At 59.7% G+C, this 4107-nt stretch carries 6 protein-coding genes; all 6 read left to right on the forward strand.

The genetic code is table 11. The features are described 5' to 3' along the window. A partial coding sequence (locus ACIQ17_RS31620; protein ID WP_398473474.1) for a hypothetical protein occupies positions 1-844 on the forward strand: 844 nt, incomplete at its 5' end. A gap of 44 nt (positions 845-888) precedes the next feature. Then, a complete protein-coding gene (locus ACIQ17_RS31625; protein ID WP_398473475.1) occupies positions 889-1533 on the forward strand; it encodes a transcription termination/antitermination protein NusG in 645 nt (214 codons plus the stop codon). Positions 1534-1560: 27 nt separating this feature from the next. Then, complete coding sequence (locus ACIQ17_RS31630) at positions 1561-1893, forward strand: hypothetical protein (protein ID WP_398473477.1); 333 nt, start codon at positions 1561-1563, stop codon at positions 1891-1893. 192 nt (positions 1894-2085) lie between these two features. Continuing rightward, complete coding sequence (locus ACIQ17_RS31635) at positions 2086-2424, forward strand: HNH endonuclease (protein ID WP_398473478.1); 339 nt, start codon at positions 2086-2088, stop codon at positions 2422-2424. A 285-nt stretch (positions 2425-2709) separates the two neighbouring features. Further along, the gene (locus tag ACIQ17_RS31640) at positions 2710-3135 is read left to right on the forward strand and encodes a P27 family phage terminase small subunit (RefSeq protein ID WP_398473480.1); all 426 of its coding nucleotides are present in this window, start codon (positions 2710-2712) and stop codon (positions 3133-3135) included. A 71-nt stretch (positions 3136-3206) separates the two neighbouring features. Beyond that, a partial coding sequence (locus tag ACIQ17_RS31645; protein WP_398473481.1) for a terminase large subunit domain-containing protein occupies positions 3207-4107 on the forward strand: 901 nt, incomplete at its 3' end.

Genomic DNA, 4107 nt, shown 5'->3' on the forward strand with positions numbered 1-4107 from the left:
TGCGAAGTATCAGCGCCCCAAAAACCCCTCCTATCGATACTTTAAGGAAGGAAATCTACCCGCTGACCTTGGTAGCTACATCGCCGTAAAGGGTGCTGCTACCCCAGCGCTACCCCAGACCTCCGGTAGCACACCCGAAATTCCTCCGCAGAGGAAGGAGGAAGGAGGGTGTAGTAGGGTGGAAAAGGAATCGGATTCAAAAGAGCGCGCGCTTTTTGATGAATTCTGGAATGCGTATCCACGGCGGGACGAGGCTGAGCAACGCGAACGGGCGGAAACCGAGTTCGCGAAGCTGATTGCGTCTGGCGTCGATCCTGCCGTGGTCACGTTCAACGCGAAGGCCTACTGCGCCAAGGTTCGCAAGCAAAACAGCTACGCGACGAAGTTCGTGAAGGTCGCTTGGCGTTGGCTTGGCGAGCAGGATTTCAGCGGCGCGGCGCCGGTTCTGGTCCATAGCGACTCCCCATTCGAGCCCGCCGATAAAGATTGGAGAGGCGCTGTTCGGATGTGGAAGGGCAACGAGTCCAACTGGCCGCGATGGGCTGGCGGTGCGCCCGGAATGGTCTCATGCCGGTGCCCGCCGGCAATACTAGCATCCGAGGGCATTTGCCCGAACACGGCGCGCCGGATCGACGACAGCTGGTTCTTTGCCGACAACGGGACGATCGAGCTGCGGGCAAACCTTGGCTTCGCGGAAGAGCATAAGCTCAAGATTCGGCTTTACACGATCGACATCGAAGGAGTCGAGCGCACAGGCGCGTGGTTCATGAAGCGACTGCCGCCCGGCTACGACGAAGCCACTGGCGAGAAGCTTCCTCCCGCGTCCGACGACGCTGCAGCGTAACCCACCGCGTACCCACTTGAATTCTCGAAGATAGGAAGCAGGAAATGAGCGCGGTCGGATTGCATGAGCTCAAGGTCGGCGATTTCGTCGGGATGGTAGATGTCCCGCCGAATGTCTGCGAGATCCCGCAGACGCCGCCGATTTGGCACATCATCACTGCTGTCCCGAACAGCGAGAAGGTGGTCCGGGAAGGGCTCAATGAGCTCGGCATCAGGTCGTATTCGCCGATCATCCGGAAGTTCGTGGGCTCGGCTCAGCGGAATCCGAATGGCCAGCGCAAGATGGTCGAGCGGTCATATGCGATGTTCCCGGGCTATGTGCTGGCCGATGTCCGCGGTGGTGACGCCGACCTTGCCCTGATCGCCGGCATTAAGGGCGTGCGGAAGCCCGGCCACCTTGCGTTCGCTGTTGGCGATCGGCAGGTGCCGTGCATCCTGAATGCGGAGCTTGTGGCCGCTATCCGCCAGCGCGAGCAGATCGAGGATGAGGCATTCAAGGACAAGCTGTCCGGCCGCAAGCGCGCTCCGTTCGTGAAGGGTGAGGGTGTGAAGATCGCCGAGGGGCCATTCCATGGGTTCTTCGCGGAGGTCGCCAAGCTCGACGATAAGGGCCGTGTGCAGCTGCTGATCAGCATGTTCAACGGCAAGCGGTTGACCTGGATGAACGGCAATCACCTTGAGAAAGTGTAGTTGTGAAGAACTATCGGAAATAGTTGCATGTCGACCGCAAATCACATAGGCGTCAATAGTCGCTCAGGTGATGCAGATACCCGCCAGCGCCGTGTCAGTAAGTGGAATGCATCACCGCCGGCCAATGCCGGTAGCTGCCCGCATGCTCGGGCCTTAGAGAAAATCTGTCCCGCAAATATGTATCTTCGCACCAACGCCCCGCAGCCCGGGCGTCCCATGGACCTCGATGCCATGAAGGCATCAGGCTTCCGGAACGCCGGCATTCTGGTCGTCAATCTTAATGATCAAAGGCTGAACCATATGGATGTCGAGCGGCTCAAGGCCATCGGCACTAAGCTCTATGGACCCAAGGCCAGCTAATGTCTTGGCGTTCTCGACTTCTCATTGGCTTGCGCTGGCTCAAGCCACTCGTCCGTGCCGAGTTGGAAGAGCGGGTGGTCGATGGTTGGCTTAAGCGTCGCCGAACGGGTCGCGCGTTTGTCGAATTTCAGAGGGTAGGACTGACGATCCCTTGGTTCAGCGTTCCAGCTTGCCCACCATTTGAGACCACGATTGGGTAAGCCACTCGATCGCCGAGTCCGGAATCGTGAGTACGACACCAAGCGCAGGGAAGAGAAGCCCTATCGCAACTGGTATAAGCTCAAGCGGTGGCAGCTGATCCGGGATCAGCAGCTCGCAGCCAAGCCGCTATGCGAAAGATGTGAGGCTCGAGGCAAGATCACCCCTGCCACGGTGTGCCACCACACCATCAAGCACGATGGCGACCCTATCATCTTCTGGGCTGGGCCCTTTGCGTCGTCATGTAGGGACTGCCACGACGTGGATGAGCAGCGGATCGAGCATGGCGGCAGCGCCAGGCAGGTCGTGGATGACGATGGATGGCCGACTTAGGCGCGCGATGCAATACTCAGGCACCGCTAACGGACAATGGAACTAAAGTTCCTGGTATATTTTGAACAAAAGTTCCATCATGTATCATTTATGCGACATATGGAACAAAAGTTCCACGGCCGGGGGGGGGGTGGAACAAAAGTTCCATCGATTTCAGCCCGGACCGGCGCCCAAGAACGACGCGCATTTCCGCAGGTTTTGAGGTGGGGGGTCTAGGTGGGTAAGCGGGGTCCAAAGCCAAAGCTCTCTGCGCTCGACAAGCTGGAAGGAAATCCCAGCAAGCGAGTGGTCGAGGAGAGCGGGATTGAGGCGCTCGGCGAGCCTTTCACACCTGAGCATCTGTCCGACGACGCCCGCGGCTGCATCGAGGCGATCAAGATGTCGATGCCGTCCGGGGTCTATTCAGCCCTTGACAGTTTCATCCTCTCGGCGTTCGCGACTGCCTGGGCGCTGCACAAGTTGGCGGCCCACAAGATCAATGATCCAGCGTTCGAGCACGTCATCGAGGTGGGCGACAACGGCGCGCAGGCGCAAAGCCCATGGCTCGCAATCCTAAACAAGCAGGCCGCGCTGATGGCGACGCTAGGCGATCGCCTCGGGCTCGATCCGAAAAGCCGCGCCGCGCTCAAACTGCCCGGCGCCAAACAGCGGAAAAGCAAGTTCGCCGGTCTGCTCGGGCAGACCGGATCATCGCCTTCATTGAGCAGCTAAAGGTCCCATCAGGCGAAGGGCAGGGTGGCCGCTTTCTGCTGCGTGAGTGGCAAAAGCGGTTCATTCGCGACATTTACGAGCCGCACGGCGCCGACGGTCGCCGGCGCGTTCGCCGCGCTATCCTCTCGATCGCGCGAAAGAACGGCAAGACGGCGCTGATCGCCGCGCTGGTGCTGGTTCACCTGGTCGGGCCGGAAGCGGTTCAGAACGGCGAAATCTATTCGGCGGCCAACGATCGCGAGCAGGCCGCGCAGGTGTTCAAGGTCGCCGCGCAGATCGTGCGCGCGGATCCGGAGCTCAGCGACCTGCTCAAGGTCGTCGACTCCACCAAGCACATCGCATGCTTTGCGAACGGTTCGTTCTACAAAGCGATGTCGGCCGAGGCCGGCACCAAACACGGTCTCAACCCGACCTTCGTCATCTTCGACGAGTTGGCGCAGGCAAAGAACCGGGAACTCTACGACGTCCTCGACACCTCGATGGGCGCGCGCTCCGAACCGCTCTTCATTGTGATCTCGACGCAGTCGAACGATCCTGAGCATATCTTGTCGAAGCTGATCGACGACGGCCGGGAAGCAAAAGACCCGACCATCGTGTGTCACCTCTACGAGGTTCCGGAGGACTGCAAAGACATCTTCGACCCGCGGGTCTGGAAGAAGGCAAACCCGGCGCTCGGCGATTTCCGATCGCTGGCCGATCTCAAAGCGATCGCTGACAAGGCGAAGCGCATGCCGGCAGAGGAACCGAAGTTTCGGAACCTCTATCTCAATCAGCGTGTGGCGCCGATCGCTTCGCTGATCTCTCGCGCGGAATGGACCGCATGTGCAGCCCCGAACAAGCTGCCGGTTCTGTTTGACGAGAAGGAGCGTGTCTATCTGGCGCTCGACATGTCGGCCATTGTCGATCTCACCGCTCTGGTGATGATCAGCGACGGTGACAAGACGAAGGTCAAGCCATTCGTTTGGAAGCCTG

Source organism: Tardiphaga sp. (genome assembly GCF_044340795.1).
In the GTDB taxonomy this organism is placed as follows: Bacteria; Pseudomonadota; Alphaproteobacteria; order Rhizobiales; family Xanthobacteraceae; genus Tardiphaga.